The 15,269-nt window shown below is 65.2% G+C and carries 16 protein-coding genes; 4 read left to right on the forward strand and 12 right to left on the reverse strand.

Annotation, left to right across the window (positions count from 1 at the left end; translation table 11 throughout):
* Nucleotides 1-13: 13 nt before the first annotated feature.
* The 4 genes from AC1DDA_RS02225 to AC1DDA_RS02240 form a co-directional block, all read right to left on the reverse strand.
* A complete protein-coding gene (locus tag AC1DDA_RS02225; RefSeq protein WP_476794456.1) occupies nucleotides 14-826 on the reverse strand; it encodes a class I SAM-dependent methyltransferase in 813 nt (270 codons plus the stop codon).
* 147 nt (nucleotides 827-973) lie between these two features.
* On the reverse strand, nucleotides 974-1,387 hold the full coding sequence (locus AC1DDA_RS02230) for a hypothetical protein (protein WP_441511233.1): 414 nt from the start codon (nucleotides 1,385-1,387) through the stop codon (nucleotides 974-976).
* Between the two features lie 128 nt (nucleotides 1,388-1,515).
* Nucleotides 1,516-2,736, reverse strand: a complete 1,221-nt coding sequence (locus tag AC1DDA_RS02235) for an LL-diaminopimelate aminotransferase (protein ID WP_441511232.1) — start codon at nucleotides 2,734-2,736, stop codon at nucleotides 1,516-1,518.
* 180 nt (nucleotides 2,737-2,916) lie between these two features.
* On the reverse strand, nucleotides 2,917-3,372 hold the full coding sequence (locus tag AC1DDA_RS02240) for a hypothetical protein (RefSeq protein ID WP_476794457.1): 456 nt from the start codon (nucleotides 3,370-3,372) through the stop codon (nucleotides 2,917-2,919).
* Between the two features lie 116 nt (nucleotides 3,373-3,488).
* Here AC1DDA_RS02240 and AC1DDA_RS02245 point away from each other — a divergent pair, with 116 nt between their 5' ends.
* Both AC1DDA_RS02245 and AC1DDA_RS02250 read left to right on the forward strand, forming a co-directional pair.
* Nucleotides 3,489-5,312: a PHA/PHB synthase family protein gene (locus AC1DDA_RS02245; RefSeq protein ID WP_441511230.1), complete on the forward strand. Its 1,824-nt coding sequence runs from the start codon at nucleotides 3,489-3,491 to the stop codon at nucleotides 5,310-5,312.
* Between the two features lie 90 nt (nucleotides 5,313-5,402).
* A complete protein-coding gene (locus tag AC1DDA_RS02250) occupies nucleotides 5,403-5,996 on the forward strand; it encodes an exonuclease domain-containing protein (protein WP_476794458.1) in 594 nt (197 codons plus the stop codon).
* Between the two features lie 110 nt (nucleotides 5,997-6,106).
* Here AC1DDA_RS02250 and AC1DDA_RS02255 read toward each other — a convergent pair whose 3' ends face one another.
* Entirely contained in the window at nucleotides 6,107-7,426 is a 1,320-nt protein-coding gene (locus AC1DDA_RS02255) for an OmpP1/FadL family transporter (RefSeq protein ID WP_476794459.1), read from the reverse strand.
* A 427-nt stretch (nucleotides 7,427-7,853) separates the two neighbouring features.
* On the opposite strand from AC1DDA_RS02255, the gene AC1DDA_RS02260 reads away from it, so the two are divergent.
* A complete protein-coding gene (locus AC1DDA_RS02260) occupies nucleotides 7,854-8,702 on the forward strand; it encodes a fumarylacetoacetate hydrolase family protein (protein WP_476794460.1) in 849 nt (282 codons plus the stop codon).
* 223 nt (nucleotides 8,703-8,925) lie between these two features.
* Here the strand turns inward: AC1DDA_RS02260 and AC1DDA_RS02265 are convergent, their stop codons facing one another.
* From AC1DDA_RS02265 to AC1DDA_RS02280, 4 genes are all read right to left on the reverse strand, one after another.
* Complete coding sequence (locus tag AC1DDA_RS02265) at nucleotides 8,926-10,026, reverse strand: helix-turn-helix transcriptional regulator (RefSeq protein ID WP_476794461.1); 1,101 nt, start codon at nucleotides 10,024-10,026, stop codon at nucleotides 8,926-8,928.
* A gap of 114 nt (nucleotides 10,027-10,140) precedes the next feature.
* Nucleotides 10,141-11,076 carry an N-acetyl-gamma-glutamyl-phosphate reductase gene (gene argC, locus AC1DDA_RS02270; protein ID WP_476794462.1) on the reverse strand — a complete coding sequence of 312 codons (936 nt, stop codon included), beginning with the start codon at nucleotides 11,074-11,076 and terminating at the stop codon, nucleotides 10,141-10,143.
* A 347-nt stretch (nucleotides 11,077-11,423) separates the two neighbouring features.
* Nucleotides 11,424-12,380, reverse strand: coding sequence for an agmatinase (speB, locus tag AC1DDA_RS02275; protein ID WP_476794463.1), 957 nt, complete (start codon nucleotides 12,378-12,380; stop codon nucleotides 11,424-11,426).
* Nucleotides 12,381-12,394: 14 nt separating this feature from the next.
* Nucleotides 12,395-12,673, reverse strand: coding sequence for a hypothetical protein (locus tag AC1DDA_RS02280; protein ID WP_441511224.1), 279 nt, complete (start codon nucleotides 12,671-12,673; stop codon nucleotides 12,395-12,397).
* A 233-nt stretch (nucleotides 12,674-12,906) separates the two neighbouring features.
* On the opposite strand from AC1DDA_RS02280, the gene AC1DDA_RS02285 reads away from it, so the two are divergent.
* Nucleotides 12,907-13,233: a hypothetical protein gene (locus AC1DDA_RS02285; protein ID WP_476794464.1), complete on the forward strand. Its 327-nt coding sequence runs from the start codon at nucleotides 12,907-12,909 to the stop codon at nucleotides 13,231-13,233.
* A 166-nt stretch (nucleotides 13,234-13,399) separates the two neighbouring features.
* Here the strand turns inward: AC1DDA_RS02285 and AC1DDA_RS02290 are convergent, their stop codons facing one another.
* The 3 genes from AC1DDA_RS02290 to rplM form a co-directional block, all read right to left on the reverse strand.
* Nucleotides 13,400-14,152: an SDR family oxidoreductase gene (locus tag AC1DDA_RS02290; protein ID WP_476794465.1), complete on the reverse strand. Its 753-nt coding sequence runs from the start codon at nucleotides 14,150-14,152 to the stop codon at nucleotides 13,400-13,402.
* A gap of 97 nt (nucleotides 14,153-14,249) precedes the next feature.
* Entirely contained in the window at nucleotides 14,250-14,729 is a 480-nt protein-coding gene (gene rpsI, locus AC1DDA_RS02295) for a 30S ribosomal protein S9 (RefSeq protein WP_441511221.1), read from the reverse strand.
* Nucleotides 14,730-14,731: 2 nt separating this feature from the next.
* A complete protein-coding gene (rplM, locus tag AC1DDA_RS02300; RefSeq protein ID WP_441511220.1) occupies nucleotides 14,732-15,193 on the reverse strand; it encodes a 50S ribosomal protein L13 in 462 nt (153 codons plus the stop codon).
* Nucleotides 15,194-15,269 lie beyond the last annotated feature (76 nt).

Raw genomic sequence — 15,269 nt, forward strand, 5'->3', positions numbered from 1 at the left:
AATGCCGCAAGGACTACTCGCGCTGGGCCGAAACAACGAAGGCGGCGAGGCCTCCTTCGATCGGGCCCGAGCCGAACCGGCGCTCCAGGGCCTTCGCCACGGCCTCGGTCGCCGCCGTGAGCCCCGGCCCGCCCCGTGCCTCGATCTCTCCGCGGATCGGCGTCCCCTGGCAGAACGCCGTCGCGACATCGATCGCGGAATCGGCGCGGGCGCGCTTCTCGACACGCTCGATCGCCGGCCTTGCGAAGCCGCCCGCCATGAGATCGAGCTCGATCGTCCCGATATCATGGTAGCCATGCGGCGTGCGCTCGATAAAGCGAGGAGGATCGGCCGGGAAGGTTTCGGCGAGTGCGTCCAGCAGCACCACCGTGAAGTCGTTGCTGGCGACCGCGTCCCAGACATTGAACAGATAGCGTCCGCCCGGCCGCAGAACACGCCACACGCCGCGATGGCTTTTCGGCTTGTCGGGAAAGAACATCACCCCGAACTGGCACGCTGCGACATCGAAGCTCCCATCCGCGAACGGCAGATCGAGCGCGTCCGCCTGCTGCCAGGCGACCCTGCCATCGCCCGCCAGTTGCGCAGCGGCAAGGTCGAGCATCGGCTGGTTGAGATCGGTCGCGAGGATGCTCGCCCCGCCGAGGCGCGCCGCCATCGCCCGCGTCAACGCGCCGGTGCCGGCCGCAAGCTCGAGAATCTGCGAGGGCTGCGATGCCATGACGCGGGCGGCCAAATCGTCAGCATAAGGCCGAAAGATCAGAGGTACGAGCAGCCGATCGTAGATCTGCGGAATGGGACCGGCGAAAACCTTGTCCGTCGCTTCCATGGCAGCACCTGTGGCAGCGCCCCCCTGGACAAGATAGCTCAGCGCCTGACGCGACGAAACCGCGTTGTTAAAGCTATCGCGCCCGAAGGGCGCAGGTGAAGCACCGGCCCCAAGGGCGCAGCGCCTCGGCGATTTCAGCAAGCGGTCTCAGCCGAAATGGCAGACCACTTCCGCAGCGACGCGCTTCACCTTGCCGTCCTCGAAGCCGAGATAGATGCGCAGCAGGTTGCTGCCGAAGGCCGTCGCCTTGATGGTGTGTAGCGCCTCGATGGAATTACCTTCGGAAACCGTGCTGTTCTCGACCGCCGGCGTCCAGAACCAGGGTTTCGGCGGATCGATCGTGATCTCGGTAAGCCTGCGCTCGGCCTCGGCCCGCTCCGTTCCGACGGGGATGAAACGGGAGACGATATCGGTCGCGTCGCGCGCGCATTCGCGCCCTTTCGTGACCGACAGCACTTCGGAAACCAGCGCCGAGCGCGTCTCCGGGATGCGCCCCTTCGAGTAGTCATAGGTCGCGACGAGGCAGACCAGGGCGAAGACGGCGAAAGCAACGCCGAGCAAGCGGCCTTTTCGGAGCATGGAGACGGGCCTCGGACGCGGTGCGGAGCAGGCTGTCCGCACCGCATCGGTTCCCATGTTTTGCGCCTCCGAGTCCAGAGGCCGCAGCACCACACTCCCGGAGAACCGCCCTACCCCGCCTTCGGCATCTGGATGACGTTGTGCAGCGTCGCGTCGGCGCCCTTCAGGAAGCGGCCGATATTGCGCGCCGCCTGGCGGATGCGCTGCTCGTTCTCGACGATGGCGATGCGGACATAATCATCCCCATGTTCGCCGAAGCCGATACCGGGAGCGACAGCGACCTCGGCCTTCTCGATCAGGAGCTTCGAGAACTCCAGCGAGCCGAGATGGCGGAACTTTTCGGGGATCGCGACCCAGGCGAACATCGAGGCCTCCGGCGCCGGGAAGTCCCAACCGGCCTTGCCGAAGCTCTCCACCAGCGCATCGCGGCGCTTGCGGTAGATGTCGCGCATCTCGCGGATGCAGTCGTCCGGGCCGTTGAGCGCCGCCGCGGCCGCGACCTGGATCGGCGTATAGGCGCCATAGTCGAGATAGGACTTCACCCGCGCCAGCGCCGCCAGCAGGCGTTCGTTGCCGACGGCGAAGCCCATGCGCCAGCCTGCCATGGAGAAGGTCTTCGACATGGAGGTGAATTCGACCGCGACGTCGATCGCGCCCGGCACCTGCAGCATCGAGGGCGGCGGGTTGTCGTCGTCGAAATAGACCTCGGCATAGGCGAGGTCCGACAGCAGGATGATGTCGTGCTTCTTCGCGAAGGCGACCAGGTCCCGGTAGAAGTCGAGCGTCGCGACATAGGCCGTCGGATTCGCCGGATAGCAGGTGACGAGCGCGATCGGCTTCGGCACGGAATGCGCCATCGCCCGCTCCAGCGCCGGGAACATCGCCGGCGTCGGCTCGGCCGGAACCGAGCGAATCACGCCGCCCGCCATCAGGAAGCCGAAGGCGTGGATCGGATAGCTTGGATTGGGCACGAGCACGACGTCGCCCGGCCCGGTGATGGCCTGCGCCATGTTGGCGAAGCCTTCCTTGGAGCCGAGCGTCGCGACCACCTGCGTCTCGGGATTGAGCTTCACGCCGAAGCGGCGCTCGTAATAATTCGCCTGGGCGCGGCGCAGGCCGACAATGCCCTTCGAGGCGGAGTAACGGTCGGTGCGCGGCTTGCCGGCAGTCTCGACCAGCTTCTCGATGACGTGCTTCGGCGCCGGCAGGTCGGGATTGCCCATGCCGAGATCGATGATGTCGACGCCCTTGGCACGCTCAGCGGCCTTGATCTTGTTGACCTGTTCGAAAACGTAGGGCGGCAGGCGCTTGATACGATGAAAATCGGTCATTTCGAACAGGTCCTTGGCCGGGGGCGCCGGCAGTCATCCTCAGGCGCTGGTCACTTCTTTGCGCCAGAGGTGCTTAGCACCGCATCTTTCGTCCGCACAGAACAAAAAACGCAATATTTTGCCGCTGCGACGAAATGGCGACACGCGCGCCGAACGCCCTCCTTTCACCGAGACTGGAAATCAGTTCTGCGGAATCTTCGCAGGCTGGGGAGCCGGCGTCTCGCCCAGCGACTTGGCCTGCGTGCCGGCGCTTTCGTTGGCCTGGCGCTTGGCCTCGAGCTGGGACTCGATCTTCTGGAAGTCCGAGCGCTTCTTGCAGGGATCATTGGGGCCGCGGGCCGGCTTGGGCGCCGCAAAGCGGGCCGCCTGCCCCGTCGGCACGTAAGGAGCCGGCGGATTCGGGCCCGGGCAAAGCTGATCGACCCCGATCGTGCTGCCGACGGGAATGTATTGCGCGTCCGCGGGCCGTGTCTCCCGGACGAAGCTCCTGGCCTCCTGCGGCGTCGTCGCCATGCCGGCCGCTTCCGCAACGCCCTTGATGCCCTCATTCCCGGCGCAGCCCGCCAGGGCGATGCCGGCAGCGGCCATCACCACCGCGATCCGGAGCGGCTTCGTCGCAGGCATCTCGATCGGCATGGGTTCTTCCAGCAGGTTTGTCGAATGTGCTTGGTAAAGCACAGCGGTTGCGTCCTTAATAGGACCAAAATGGGAAGCCATGCGCTATCCTATGACGACAAGGGGGAAGACGACTCATGAACCGCCATGTCGACGACCGCGCCAAGGACCACAAAGGTTCCGCCGAGTCCCCGGTTCCTGACTTCGACCAGTTCGCGCAGAACATGGGACGGCTGGTCGAGGAATACGGCAAGGTCACCGCCGCCTATCTGAAGCCCCTGGAACGCGGCCAGCCCAAGACAGGCCAGGCCGATGAGGCGAGCGACATGGTCAAGACGCTCGGCCGCGTCGCCGAGCAATGGGTCAATGATCCCGCCAAGATCATCGAAGCGCAGGCTTCGTTGACCCGCGACTTCATGAATCTGTGGAGCGCGGCGCTGAAGCGCGCCAGCGGCGAGGAGGTAGCCCCGGTCGCCGAGCCAGATCAGCGCGACAATCGCTTCAAGGATCCGGACTGGACGAACCTCCCGACCTTCGACTTCATCAAGCAGGCCTATCTCATCGGCTCGCGCTGGGCCGAGACCATGGTCGAGAAGGCTGACGACCTCGACCCGCATACGCGCAACAAGGCGCGCTTCTACATCAAGCAGATCGCCGGAGCGCTCTCGCCGACCAATTTCGTCGCGACCAATCCCGAGCTGCTGCGCGAGACCTTGCAGCAGAACGGCGAAAACCTGGTGCGAGGCATGAAGATGCTCGCCGAGGACGTCGAGGCCGGCGGCGGCGAGCTCAAGATTCGCCAGTCCGATGCCAAGGCCTTCGAGGTCGGCGTCAACATCGCCACGACGCCCGGCAAGGTGGTCTTCCGCGACGAGGTCATGGAGCTGATCCAGTACGCGCCGTCGACGCCGCAGGTGTTCAAGCGACCGCTGCTGATCGTGCCCCCCTGGATCAACAAGTTCTACATCCTCGACCTCAATCCGGAGAAGAGCTTCATCCGCTGGTGCGTCGAGCAGGGGCTGACGGTGTTCTGCATCTCCTGGGTCAATCCCGACGCCCGGCATGCCACCAAGGATTTCGAAAGCTATATGCACGAGGGCATCTTCGCCGCCCTCGATGCGATCGAGCGCATAACGGGCGAGAAGCGCGTTTCGGCCATCGGCTACTGCGTCGGCGGCACGCTGCTCGGCATGACGCTGGCCTATATGGCCGCCATCGGCGACAAGCGGATCGAGAGCGCCACCTTCTTCACCACGCAGGTCGATTTCTCGCAGCCGGGCGAGCTTTCGGTCTTCGTGGACGAAGAGCAGATCCACGCGATCGAAGAGCAGATGGCCAAGACCGGCTATCTCGATGGCTCACGCATGTCGGGCGCCTTCAACATGCTCAGGCCCAACGACCTGATCTGGTCCTATGCGGTCAACAATTACCTGAAGGGCAGGACGCCCGCGGCCTTCGACCTGCTCTACTGGAACTCGGATTCGACCCGGATGCCGGCGGCGAACCATTCCTTCTATCTGCGCAACTGCTATCTCGACAACACACTCGCCCGGGGCGAGATGACGATCGGCGGGAAGAGGCTGGATCTGCGGCGCGTGACGATGCCGGTCTACAATCTCGCCACGCGGGAGGATCACATCGCCCCGGCACAATCCGTCTTCAACGGCTCGCAATGTTTCGGCGGCCCGGTGGAGCACGTCGTGGCGGGCTCCGGCCATATCGCCGGCGTCGTCAACCCGCCCAGCAAGGTGAAGTACCAGTACTGGACGGGCGGGCCGGCCAAGGGGAGCTATACCGATTGGCAGGCGAAGGCCGAGGAGCACCCGGGCTCATGGTGGCCGCATTGGTTCGCCTGGCTCGAAGCGCAGGCGCCGAAGAAGGTGGCGGCGCGCGAACCGGGAGGCGGCAAGCTGCCCGCGCTCGCCGATGCGCCCGGCACCTATGTCAAGGTCCGGGTCTAGTATCGCCGGGCTCGAGCGCCCTCTCGGGTCTCTGTAAAATCCCGCCACGATTGGGCTCTTTTGGTGGCCGCAACGACAATGAGAGAAGGGATGGGCCAGTTCTACATCGTCACTGATTGCGAATTCGACGGGCCCACGCCTGGTGAAAATTCAATGCTCTCCTTCGGTTCCGTGGCCGTAACGGCCAGCGGCAGCATCCTGGGTGAGTTCGAGGCAGTTCTGAGACCTCTCGACGGCGCAGAATGCGACCCCAGCACCATGTCCTTTTGGCGCAGACACCCGGAGGCATGGGCAGTTGCCACGGCCAGTCCAGAGCACGCCGCCACCGTCATCGAGCGCTTCGTCGATTGGATCAAATCATTCGACGGCCAACCGATTTTCGCTGCCCATCCGGTCAGCCTCGACGGGCCATGGTTCGATTTCTATCTGCGGCGCTTCACAAAACGCCCTCTTCTGGAAGGGCCATGGATTTCCGATCGCCTTTTCCGGCACCCGCCATTGTGCCTGATGTCGATGGTCGCTGGCAGTACCGGCCGAGGCCATTGGGAATGCGATGTCGAGCAATATCCGCCCGAATGGCTTGGCGAAGTCGAACACAATCATCGCGCTATCGATGATGCTCGTGGGTATGCAAATCTGCTGAGCTTCTTCATCCGGAATGGGCGCGCTGTGCGCGAGCTTTAGGTCTGCTCCCCGCCCGCACCGACCCCGGGCTGCCGGCTCGTTGTACTTCCGCCCGCAACGAAAAAGCCGGCCTGTCGGGCCGGCTTTTCCAAGCGCGTTCTGCGCCGAAATCAGTATTTGCGCACGACCGGATGGACCGGAACGGTCTGGGTCGGGTCGTCCCAGCGATAGGTGATGCCGACCGAAGCGATGTTAACATAGGGCTTGGCCTCGGCGGTATAGAACACGGCGCCCTGCTGCGGATGCGCGCCGTCGTAATTCACCTTGGCCTTCTTCACGTCGATAAAGGTGTAGCCGAGGTCGAGCTTGATCTTGTCGGTGAGCTGGTAGCTCGCACCGGCCGAAAGCCAGAGGCGATCATTGTCCGAGATGAAGATCGTGCGGTTGCGGTCGTTGACCGCCGACAGCTCGTAGCCGACACCGGCGCGCAGGGTCAGCGCGTTGCTGTACTTGTATTCCGCGCCGAGCGTGAAGAACCAGGCGTCGTCATACTGGAAGTTCAGGCTCGTCACCGGGATGCCGCCGAGCTTGCTGACGACCGGGATGTTGCGGAAGCGGCTCCAGTTCGTCCATTCGACGCCGGCATGGACCTGCCACTGGTCGTTGATGACCTGCGAGACGCCGAACACAACCGAGTCCGGCAGGTTGAGGTTCGCCTTGACGGGAATGACCGCGAGCGGCGTGCGGAAGGTGCCTTCCAGCGTCTGGCGGATTTCCGAGCGATAGGCCAGGCCGATGCTGGTGCCCTGGAACGGCGTCAACGTGAAGCCGAAGCGGTAGCCGAAATCGATCGTGTCGCCCTCGATGATGACCGGCGGCGCCGTCGGGCCGATGCCGGCGGCCTGCTTGAGGCTCGCACTGAAGTACTGAACCTGCAGCGCGGCACCGATCGAGAGCCAATCATTGACCTGATAGCCGACGGTCGGCGAGACGTTGATCGTCGTCACCTTGGCGGAGCGGCCATAGATCTGGGCGGCGTGCACCTGGTCGTCGGGCTTCGACCGGAGGCCGTAGGGCGCCCCGGTGTGCATACCGATCCAGAGCCGGTCGGTAAGCTGCCACGCCGAGTAGGAGGCCGGGATGAAGCCGCCCTCGCCCCCGATATTGCCCGTGCCGTTCTGGATCGGGCTCGCCGGGCCGTTGGGCGAGCCGAGGCGCGTAACCGAAGTCGGATCGTAGCTCGCATTGGCGTTGAGGTAGGTGAAGTTCCAGTTGCTGTTGCGGCCGGGGAACATCGTGATGGTCGCCGGGTTCCAGGCCATCGAGCCCATGCCGATGCCGCCGGACGCCGCACCGGCATAAGCCATACCCAGGCCTTCGGCGCTCTGGCCGCTGCGGATCGCGAAAGAGCTCGCGGAAGCGGCGCCAGCGGCGAGGAGAGCGGCAACCGAAACCGTGGCGGCTGCAGCAGTACGAACAAGGCCCTTCATCGAATCCATCCCGGTTAAGCTTTTCCGAGGCGCGCGGACCTCGGTTGATTCGAAGCATGACGCGAGCCGTTTCCTGCCGCAATCCCGCCTGCATCGCCCAAAATCCGTCTCTGGATCTCCTTATTCGCGGATACGAACGGCGAAAAACGGCCAAAAACTGCCCTTTCTGCGATGCCGACTGGCCCACGGTTCAGAAAAGGATGGTTTATATGCGAACTATTGTGGGTTTTGCGCGGGGGACATTCATGCGGGCCGGTTGCGTGCTCGCGGTTGAGAGAGTCGCTTTGGAGCGCGCCGTTGCAATCGGGCAACATCTTGGGCACCCTCCTGCTGCGGACGGCCATGCACAGAGACGGACTTGTGTTTCGCCGGCACATCCGGTCAGAGTCGAAAGCCCATTTAGATCGTTTGAAACGGGGGAAACACCTTGAAACTGCTCCGCTACGGCGCGCTCGGCCAGGAAAAGCCGGCCCTTCTCGATGCCCAGGGCAAGCTGCGCGACCTGTCCGGCGTCATCCCCGATGTTGCCGGCAAGGCGCTGAGTTCGGCCTCGCTCGCCAAGATCAAGGCGGTTTCGCCTGAATCGCTGCCACTGGTTTCGGGTTCGCCGCGCATCGGCGCCTGTGTCGGCGACGTCCGCAACTTCATTGCCGTCGGCCTCAATTTCGCGGACCACGCTGCCGAGACCGGCGCGGAGATCCCGAAGGAGCCGATCCTTTTCAACAAGGCGCCGAACTGCATCGTCGGCCCCAATGACGACGTCATCATCCCGAAGGGCTCCAAGAAGACCGATTGGGAGGTCGAGCTCGCGATCGTGATCGGCGACGGCGGCTCGTACATCGAAGAGAAGGACGCGATGGCCGCAATCGCGGGCTTCTGCGTCTGCAACGACGTCTCCGAGCGCGAATTCCAGCAGGAGCGCGGCGGGCAATGGGCCAAGGGCAAGGGCTGCCCGACCTTCGGTCCGCTCGGCCCCTGGCTGGTGACCACCGACGAGATCAAGGACATCCAGAACCTCGGCATGTGGCTCGAAGTCGACGGCGAGCGTGTCCAGAACGGCTCGACCAAGACGATGATCTTCGGCGCCGCCTATCTCGTCCACTATATCAGCCAGTTCATGCGCCTCGATCCAGGCGACGTGATCACCACCGGCACGCCTCCGGGCGTCGGCCTCGGCTTCAAGCCCCCGCGCTTCCTGAAGGGCGGCGAGGTCGTGGCGCTCGGCATCGAGGGCCTTGGCGAGCAGAAGCAGAACTTCGTCGCCTACAAGGGCTGAGTTCTCTCGCCTAGCGAGCCAACCGCCACTCAGGAACAGCATCGGACGCCGGCCATTGCCGGCGTCTTTTTTGGCGGTGGAGGCGGATAAAAAACGCCGCCAGAGCCGCTTGACCCGGCTTTGACGGCGCAAAGTTTCGTTCGCGGACGGCAAAGCCGTCTCTGCCTCGACACTCTCGCCCGCTTTCGCCGGGCTGGCATCCCCCAAATGGGGGGTCCAAGGCTCACCGCGGCGGCGCGGCGCTCTTGAGCAGCCCGACGAGATCCGCCTGCCGGCGCGAGCCCGTCTTCGCCAGAATGCGCTTCAGCGTCGTGCGGGCCGTCGCCTCGGTCACGCCGAGGCGCTGTGCGGCTTCGCGGGGCGTATGCCCGCCCGCGATCGCGGCGGCCAGACGCGCCTCCGCCGGGGTCAGGTCGAAGAGCCCGCCGATCAGGCCGGCCTCGAGCCCGGCCCCCGCCGTCACCGGCGTCGCGACCACGATGGCGCTGGCGAAGGAAAACACATCGCGCGCCTGCCCGCGCACCGGCGAGAGATGCAGCACCATCGGCACGCCGCCCCGCCGTGCCGGTATCGGCAGGGACCGTACCGGTTGCGGCAGATCGGGCCGCGACAAGGCCGCGATGGCCGCGGCCAACAGATCGTCCGCGGGAGCGTGGGCAATGGCGAGCCTTGCCGCGCGATCCTGGAAGACGCCCGGCATCAGATCCTGAAACAGCGCGTTGGCGTCGATGACCTGCCCCCGCAACCCCAGCACGGCCGCGGGGAGGCCCATCATCTCGAGGGCCTGCGACGCGGCTCGCGCCCGCTCCATCGCCAACCGGCGCCCCAGCAAACCGGCGCGCGCGAAATGCGACCGCAGGCTTTCCAGGGCGGAGATGCCTTTTGCATCCACATAGCCTTCGGTCACGGACCGCTCGCAATGAACAATCGTCAGATCACCGGACGGCGCCGCTATGGCGGTGGCGACAGCGGAACCATAGCCGGCCGGAATCAGGATATCCTGATAGAGCGGCGCGCTTGCGATCTCGTCCTGGCTGAAAACGTCCTTGTCAGTGATGAAGCCAAGCCGGCCATGGACAAGCAGACGCTGCGCCCGCTCGTTGATGCCGAACGGGATGCGCCGCAGCAATTCTTCATAGGCTTCCCCGAACTCGGGAGAGGACGCGATCAGGCGGGCGTCGTCATCGAGGACCGTGCCGAGCAGCGCTTCCTTGCAACCGGCGAGCCGGGCCGTATCCCGCAGGACGCGGGACCAGCCCTCAGGCACGATCGCGGCTTCATAAATGCCGTCGATCAGCGCGTTTTCGAAATCGCTGCCCGCCACGTCTTCCTCTTTGACCGGCAGCATAGTCTTGCCACGACAACTTGGCCTCCCCTGTTTGGGGGAGACCAACTAAGCCTTTCGACGCAATCGGCGGTTGAAGCGCCCCGCGCGGCCTCAGCCTTCCGGCAGGCCGAGCATCAGGCGGATATTCTGGACAGCGGCGCCCGAGGCGCCCTTGCCGAGATTGTCCAGGCGCGCGACGAGCACGGCCTGGCCGAGATCGTCCTGCCCGAAGACGCGCAGCTCGAGCTTGTTGGTATCGTTCAGCGCTTCCGGCTCGATCTTGCCGCCCATGCCCTCCTGGGAGTGCACGCTGACATAGCTCGAGCCGGCATAGCGCTCGGCCAACGTATGATGGAGATCGGCGATGCTCGGCCGCCCGGGCAGCGTGTCGAGATGCAGCGGAATCGAGACCAGCATGCCCTGCCGGAAATTCCCGACGGAGGGCACGAAGATCGGCCGCCGCGTCAGCTTGGCATAGGCTTGCAGCTCCGGCAGGTGCTTGTGGCGCAGGCCCAGGCCGTAGAGCTCGAAGGCCGGTGCGACACCGGTCTCGTACTCCTCGATCATCGACTTGCCACCGCCGGAATAGCCGGAGACGGCATTGATCGTGACGGGATGGTCGTGCGCCATCAGTCCGGCATCGACGAGCGGGCGCAGCAACGCGATGGCGCCGGTCGGATAGCACCCCGGATTGGCGACGCGATCGGCCTTGGCGATCTTTTCGGCATGGCCCGGCGCGAGTTCGGCGAAGCCATAGACCCAGCCCGGCGCGACGCGATGGGCGGTGGCGGCGTCGACGATCTTGGGCGCGTTCGTGCCGAGTTCGTCGGCGAGCACAACCGATTCCTTGGCGGCGTCGTCCGGCAGGCAGAGCACGACGAGATCGACGCTCGCCATCATGTCCTTCCGCGCGGCCGGATCCTTGCGCTTGCCGGGGTCGATGCTCTTGACCGCGACCTCCGGCACCGCAGCCAGCCGCTCGCGGATGCCAAGCCCGGTCGTGCCGGCTTCGCCGTCGATGAAGATGGTTTTCAGGTTCTGGCTCATCAGGACCCCCGATCGCTGGGTAGGCACGTCAATGGATGGGCTTCAGGCATAAAAAAACCGCGCTTCACGGCGCGGTCGCGGGCGTTCGGTCATCGGCCGAGCGTCATCGCGGGCGCGCCGGAGCGGCCTGGTACGGGCGACGTCGGGACAGGTTACTGACCATCGCTTCGATATGAGGGAGCCACCGGGCCCTGTCAATAACGGCAGGCTTCGGCCGGAAGCATAACCGCACCGCGCCACGCTCTTGCCGGCTCGGCGGATCGAAGGCGGCGTTCCTCTTTTCCGAGTCGCCGCAACGGCTTGCGGGCAGCGGCTCGGAATTCGATTCCACCTGTTCGCAAACCGATTCAACCCGCCTGCTTCAGCGCCAGTGCCTGAATGTGATGCTGCACGATGGTCGAGGCGGCGATCGCGGTGATGTCGGCGTGGTCATAAGGCGGCGAGACCTCGACGACATCCATGCCGCGAATGTCGAGGTCTCGGAGCGCCCAGAGGGCACGCAGAGCCTGATCCGCACTGAACCCGCCCGAGACCGGCGTGCCCGTACCCGGGGCGAAGGCAGGGTCGAGCGCATCGATGTCGAAGGTGAGGTAGGCAGGACCCTGCCCTACCCGCTCCCGGATGCGCTGCGCCATCCCGGCGACGCCGAGTGCGTGTGCCTCATAGGCGTCGAGGATGGCGATGCCGCAGTCGCGCGGTGCGACGGTGCGGATGCCGATCTGGATCGAGCGCTCGACATCGATCACCCCCTCTCGGACCGCCTCCAGCGCAAAACTGCCATGACCGATCCCGCCGGGGCCGTCATCCCAGGTATCCTGATGGGCATCGAACTGGATCAGAGCCAGCTGGCCATGGCGGGCGGCATGGGCGCGCAGCAGCGGCAGGGTGATGAAATGATCGCCGCCCAGCGTTATCAGATGCGCGCCGCCAGCAAGGATGGCGGCGGCCTCCGCCTCGATCGCCCCGGCACAGCCCGAAAGGTCACCGCGCGGCAGGGCACAGTCGCCGTAGTCCATGGCCGAAAGACGGGCGAAGGGGTCGATACCCGACGGATATTGCGGATCGCCGTCGAAGACCGCGCTCGCGCGCCTGATCGCCTGCGGACCGAACCGCGCACCCGGCCGGTTGGTGACGGAAAGATCGAAGGGCACGCCCCAGATCACGAGATCGCAGCCCGCGACATCCTTGCCATAGGGCCGGCGCATGAAGGAGAGCGCGCCGGCATAGGTCGGGTCGGCCGCGCCGCCACGCCGCTCGCCCGTGAAGGCGTGGTCGATCGGCGGCTTGTCGCTGGCTTCGGTCATGATGGTCCTTCGAATCAGCGGCGCGCGTTGAACCAGACGAAGAGGCACCAGGGCAGGATCAGCGCCAGCGCCGTCAGCACAAGACGCAGCATCGTCCAGGCGTTGGGGTTGTTGATCGCGCGCCCGTCGAGCTCCGGGACGCCATGGATGAAGCCGAGCGCCACCGCCGGAGCGAGGAAGATGGCCAATGCCCTGCCTATCCGCCGAGCGCGCGGGAGATCCTCCTGCGCCAGCATCAGCAAGGCCGGCACCGCGATCATGCCGAAGGCGATCAGAATGAGGAGGACGCGCATAGGCTCTTGCTACATCAGCGGCGAACGACGCGCGAGAGGCGGCGCTCCCTACGCCCCGTCGGCTTCGTATGCCTCCGTATAATAAGCACGCACATCATTGTGATCCTTGCCGCGAAAATGCCACGGATCAAGCTGCGGAGCGTCTTTTTTCCGGAAGCATCCTTGGGTGTTCCTGCAAGCGTGCAGGAACGAATAACCCCTTGCCTATCGATGCAGTGGTTTCGGAGACAGCGATGAAGAAGACACTGGCCGCAGCGGCGTTCGCCCTGACTTTCGCCCTTGGAGGCATTGCCGTGCAATCGGCAGCCTCAGCCCATCCGGCAACGCCGAATCCGACGCTGAGCAGTGCCGGCAATCTGGTCACCACCATAGCCGCCAAGGCACATCAGCCGGCTGTGAACCAACTTGTTCCGCAACCCCAGCAGGAGCCGCAGGAATATCCAAAATACCATGACCAGGCGACGGACGCTTATTACTCGCCGCCCGTGAAGGCCAATCCCTGCCGATTCACCCAGGCTCCCATCGATGGCGCAATGAAGCAGGTCGAGGTCTGCGACTGACACTATCGGGGCCCGAGGAATTCCTCGCCCCGCGACGAGTTGTTGCGTGCAAAGTAGCGTTGCGTAGCGTCGCGAGCGGGTCATCAGACCCGCTCGCTCCCTGATCGCCCGCCGCGCGCTCCCGAAGCGGCCGGGCTCCCCGCTCCAGCGCAGCCCGGCATCGGCGTCAGCGGCCGCCGGACACTTTCAGGATCACGCCCGTCGTATAGCTGGATGCCTCCGACAGGAGGAACAGCACCGCCTCTGCGATCTCTTCGGCAGTGGCTGCGCGCTTGAGCGGGATCAGCGGCGCGATGCGTGCGACGCGGCCGGCTTCTCCGGTCGAAAGAGCATGGATCTCCGTCTCGGTGATGCCGGGCGCCACCGCGTTGACGCGGATGCCATGAGGCGCCAGTTCCTTGGCGAGGCCGATGGTGAGGGAATCGACGGCCCCCTTCGAGGCCGCATACCAGACATATTCGCCGGGCGAGCCGAGTTCGGCCGCGACCGAGGAGATGTTGACGATCGCCCTCCCCGGCGCCGCCTGATGGGCGATCAGCGCGCGGGCTGCCTCGCGCGCGACCAGAATTGCGCCGGTGACATTGACGTCGATGCACGCCCGGATCACGGCGGCATCCGCCTCGACCAGGGAACTCGACTTGCCGGTGATGCCGGCATTGTTGACGACATGGGTGAGCGCACCGAGCGCCGCCCTGGCTTCAGCGAAGACGCGGATGATGTCGGAGACATCGGCCATGTCGCCCTGCAATGCGAGAGCCTTTGCGCCGGCCGCCTCGCAGGCCTCGACGACCGCGGCTGCGGCCTTACCGTTGCTTTGGTAGTTCACAGCGACATCATAGCCGCGCCTGGCCGCCATGATGCAGGTCGCCGCGCCGATCCCGCGGCTGCCGCCGGTGACGAGGAGGACGGGACGGCTCATGGCGGACTCCTGCGGATCGGTCGACAAGGCGCCAGAGAATACGAAAAGGGCGGCTCTTGCGAGCCGCCCCTCCGCATACCGGAATAGCCGAAAACGATCAGCGCTTCGAGAACTGGAAGCTGCGGCGGGCCTTGGCCTTACCGAACTTCTTACGCTCGACGACACGCGAGTCGCGGGTCAGGAAGCCTTCCTTCTTGAGCGGGCCGCGAAGCTCCGGCTCATAGAAGGTCAGGGCCTTGGAGATGCCGTGGCGGACAGCGCCGGCCTGGCCGGAGAGACCGCCGCCCTTGACCGAGACGATGACGTCGTACTGGGTCAGGCGATCGACGTGCTGCAGGGGCTGCTTCAGGACGAGACGCAGCACCGGACGGGCGAAATAGATCTCCTGATCGCGGCCATTGACCGTGACCTTGCCGGAGCCGGGCTTGATCCAGACGCGGGCGATGGCATTCTTGCGCTTGCCAGTGGCATAGGCGCGGCCCTGGGCATCGACCTTCTTGACGTGGACCGGAGCTTCCGGCTGAGCGGGCTTGGCTGCATCGCCAAGCTGGGAGAGAGACTGAAGAACTTCGGCCACGGTCAGACCCTCTTGTTCTTGCTGTTGAGCGCGGCGACGTCGAGCGCCTCCGGCGACTGGGCAGCGTGCGGATGCTCCGCGCCCTTGTAGACGCGCAGATTGCCGAGGATCTGGCGGAAGAGCGGGCCGCGCGGCAGCATACGCTCGATGGCCTTCTCGACGACGCGCTCGGGGAAGCGGCCTTCCAGGATGAACTTGGCCGAACGCTCCTTGATGCCGCCCGGGAAGCCAGTGTGGTGGTAGTACACCTTCTGGTCACGCTTGCGGCCGGTCAGGGAGACCTTCTCGGCGTTGATGACGATGACGTTATCGCCGCAGTCGACATGGGGGGTGTAGGCGGCCTTGTGCTTGCCGCGCAGACGCATCGCCACCACGGAGGCGAGACGGCCGACGACGAGCCCGGAGGCGTCGATCACAACCCACTTCTTTTCGACATCGGCGGGCTTGAGCGAGACGGTCTTCATCGCGGGCACCCTTCAGTTGCGTAAGAAAAAGGACAAGCCGCCGGAGGTCCGGCGGCGGTGTGGGCTGGCAATAGGA

The organism is Allobosea sp. 10N428 (assembly GCF_056394545.1).